Source organism: Prosthecobacter sp. (genome assembly GCF_044373815.1).
Taxonomy (GTDB): Bacteria; Verrucomicrobiota; Verrucomicrobiia; order Verrucomicrobiales; family Verrucomicrobiaceae; genus Prosthecobacter.
In genome coordinates, this window is sequence record NZ_JBIPNG010000585.1 from 1 (window position 1) to 3586 (window position 3586).

Here is a 3586-nt window from a genome sequence, read left to right on the forward strand (position 1 = left end):
CATTTCCGTGAGTTTCGGAATGAGATAGACGACAAACAGCAGGGTGACGGCAACAGCGGCGACGATGAGAAATGCCGGATAGAGCAGTGCGGAGAGCACCTTGGACTTCAGCGCCTGTAGGGAGCGCATGTACTGTGCCTGACGCTTGAGGATGGTGCTCAGCGAACCGCTGGCTTCACCCGCTGAAACCAGTGCGCAGAAGAGCTTGCCGAAGCTGGGGCTCGTGGCCGCAATGGCTTTCGAGAAGGCCATGCCATCACGCACTTTGCTGCGCAGCACCGTGGCGAGTGTTTTGATGCCGGAGAGTTCACGGCGGCGCTCCATGGTGGCGAGCGCCGGCTCAAGCTGAATGCCAGCGCCGACGAGGTCGGAGAGTTCTTCGATGAAGAGCACTACCTGAGGCAACTTGAGTTTGATGGGACCACCCAGGATGGTTTCAGCGGCTGCGGCACTTTGTTTGGCCTTGGCGGCAGTGCTTGCTGAAGCTTTGGCTTCACCTGCGGCTTCGAGCTTGATGGGCTGAATTTTCTTTTTCCCGAGCAGTGCAAACGCTTCGCTACGATCCGACGCAGCCAGCTCCCCGGTGATGACACCGGAAGGACCGTGAGCGCTGTAAACGAAGGTGGGCATGGGTTAGGCGGCTAAACGCGTGGAAGGCATGGAGGTCGTCTGCGGCGCGTGATTGCGATCGCTGGCGGCGGTAACGCTGAGGACTTCCTCGATGGTGGTTTCACCACTGAGCACTTTCTGGAAGCCGTAACCGCGCATGGGGATGTAACCATCCTTGAGGGCCTGCTTGTGAAACTCGGCGGGATGCGCACGGCTGTTGATGAGGTGCTGCAGCGCATGAGTGACGAGGCAGACTTCATAAATGGAGAGGCGGCCCTGGAAGCCGCTGCCACGGCAGGCCTCACAACCCACGGCACGCATGATTTTGCCGGAGAGATGGGAGGGAAAGCCGATCGATTTGAGATAGCTCTCTTCCACCTCGGTGGGTGTTTTGCACACGGGGCAGAGTTTGCGCACGAGACGCTGGGCGAAGAAGGCGCGCACGGCACTGGAGACAAGGAAGGGCTCCACGCCCATGTCGATGAGACGCGTGATGCCGCCGATGGCGTCATTTGTGTGAAGGGTGCTGAAAACCAAGTGACCGGTGAGAGCGGCGCGCACGGCGATCTCGGTGGTTTCGAGGTCGCGCATTTCCCCGATCATGACCACGTTCGGATCGCCACGCAAAATGCTGCGCAGTCCTGCACCGAAAGTGAGGCCGATCTCGGGCTTCACCGCAATCTGCACGATGCCGGGCATCTTGTATTCCACCGGATCTTCGATGGTAACGATGCGGCGATGCGTCTGATTGAGATCGGTGAGGAAGGCGTACAGCGTGGTGGATTTACCACTGCCGGTAGGGCCGGTGATGAGGATGATGCCGTTGGGCAGTTTCAGCAGTTCATCGACGACGGGACGAATGTTGTCGGTCAGGCCGAGGCGGTTCACGGTGACCTGCTGCTGTGCGAGAAGGCGCAGGCTGATGCTTTCGCCTTCGACGGATGGAATGGTGGCCACGCGTACGTCGATGGAGAGACCGTCGAGTTCGAGGCCGATGCGGCCATCTTGTGGTAGGCGCTTCTCGGCAATGTCGAGGCGTGCCATGATCTTGAGGCGGGCGATCACCGAGGCCTGCAATGATTTGATGTTCTCCGGCACTGGCAGCTCTTCGAGGCGGCCGTCAATGCGGTAGCGAATGCGCAGGCGATCCTGCTGCGGCTCCACGTGGATGTCCGTGGCGCGTTGTTCGAGGCCACGGCGGATGATTTGATTCACGAAACGAACCACCGAGGCTTCTTCGTCCTCGGGTTCATCGAGCACGGTGACTTCATCCTTCAAATCTTCCGCGCCCCAGTCGGCACGACCACGCAGGATTTTTTCAAACGTGTCCGCACCCAGACCGTAGAGCTTTTGCAGGCCCTCGACAATGCGGGTGCGCTGTCCCACGTGCCAGACCACCGGCATCGAAAGACTCGCGGCTACTCGCTGATGTGCCACGAGGCTGAGCGGATCAAACGTGGCGATGTGCAGCGTGCGCTCTGTCTCCGAGCCGTCATCATTTTTCGTTTCTTCGGTGAACACGGGCAGCAAGCGATGACGCAGAGCGATCTCCGCCGGCAGCATGCGGCGCATCCCCTGCTCTGTGGGCTGGTCTTCATCCTTCGGTTCCCACCAAGGCAGGCTGAGAGTCTTGGCCAGGGCGGTCAGGAAATCGCGCTCGCGCACGCCTTCACAATCCAGCACGGCATCCACAAAGGAGGTCTGATTGAAGCACGCCTCTTCCACCGCCTGCCGCACAGCAGGAAGATCGGCACAACCCGAGTCTTTGAGGATCTGATCGATGAGTGGAAGCATGAGGACGGAGCGCCTAAATTCGGCCTTATAATACCGCATAATTATGGTTTTTCATAGAAATGGCAAGTTTTTAATACTTCCAAACCATTTAGAGAGCCGAAAAGTTGAGGTAACCCAACCCTCGGTTACCCCCATTAGGGAGATCTACCCTGCCCCGCCCGCCGCCTATTTGGCAGCGGTGATTTGCGCCACCATCGCATCCAGAGACCCGTTTTTGATCGCGATCAGGCCCTTGGGGTCGATGAGATAAAGGGTGGGAAAATTGCGCAAGTTGTAGAGCGTGGTGTTCGGGCCGCTGCTAGTGTTGTCGAGCACGTTGCGGAAGCTGACCTGGTAATCGGCGAGTGCTTTTTTGGCCTCGGTCTCGATGTCGGTGTTCACACCGATCACGACGGCGTTTTTGTCTTTGAGCTGCGCGGCGGCCTGGTTCATCAGTGGCAGAGTGCCGTGGCAGGCATGGCACCAGCCGCCCCAGAAGATGACGATGACGTATTTGCCGCGGTAGTCGCTGAGTTTGAAGCTCACGCCATCGGCATCCTTGCCCTCGATTTCCGGCGCTTCACAGCCGACCTGAAGGCTGGTCATCTCAAAGAACATTTTGGCGACGGAATCTGAGAGCTTGAAGCCCTGGATGGTGACGTCCTCATAATCGGCATACAGCTGCTGAAAGCATTCAAGCGCCTTGCTCTTTGAAGCAGCGGCGGAGTCACGATCGGCAGAGGCGTCGAAGTTTTTAAAGTGGATGGCACCCAGGGCATAAAGCGCTGCGGCTTTTTCGTCTCGATGCGTGTTCTTTTCGATCACAGCCTTCAGCACCGGCTCGGCTGGCAGGCCATGATATTCGAGCTGCTTCACCGCTTCGGCGATGCCCGCGCGATCCGCGAAGGTGGTGCCGAGCATCTTCAGCGCTTCCTGCCCTTCGGGAAAACCCGCCGCGCCCGTCACGAGCCAGTTCACCCCTTTCACCACATCCGGCTGATCCAAGTTTGCCTGTACCAGTTTCAGCATCTTGGTGGCATAAGGTCCGGCACTGGGAATGCTGGCGCGAAACTTGTTCTTCTCCTCCTCGGTGGCAGCGGCGATGAGCTTCTGCGTGTTGGCACGCACCGAGTTTTCGTACTCATCAATGATCGAACGGATCTCTGTGGCCAGCGGTGCAGATGGAGTCTGGGCCAGGATGGAT

3 protein-coding genes are annotated in these 3586 nt (G+C 58.6%); all 3 read right to left on the minus strand.

Annotation, left to right across the window (positions count from 1 at the left end; translation table 11 throughout):
- Positions 1-630 (minus strand): type II secretion system F family protein (locus tag ACIREA_RS28625; protein ID WP_397385737.1); only part of this gene is annotated, 630 nt, incomplete at its 3' end.
- 3 nt (positions 631-633) lie between these two features.
- Positions 634-2403, minus strand: coding sequence for a GspE/PulE family protein (locus ACIREA_RS28630; RefSeq protein WP_397385738.1), 1770 nt, complete (start codon positions 2401-2403; stop codon positions 634-636).
- Between the two features lie 165 nt (positions 2404-2568).
- Positions 2569-3586: peroxiredoxin family protein (locus tag ACIREA_RS28635; protein ID WP_397385739.1), on the minus strand; the 1018-nt coding region annotated here is incomplete at its 5' end.

What these genes read in the sequence shown, in the direction of transcription:
- ACIREA_RS28630 (WP_397385738.1), bottom strand. Translation starts at nt 2,403, where the DNA reads ATGCTTCCACTCATCGATCAGATCCTCAAAGACTCGGGTTGTGCCGAT.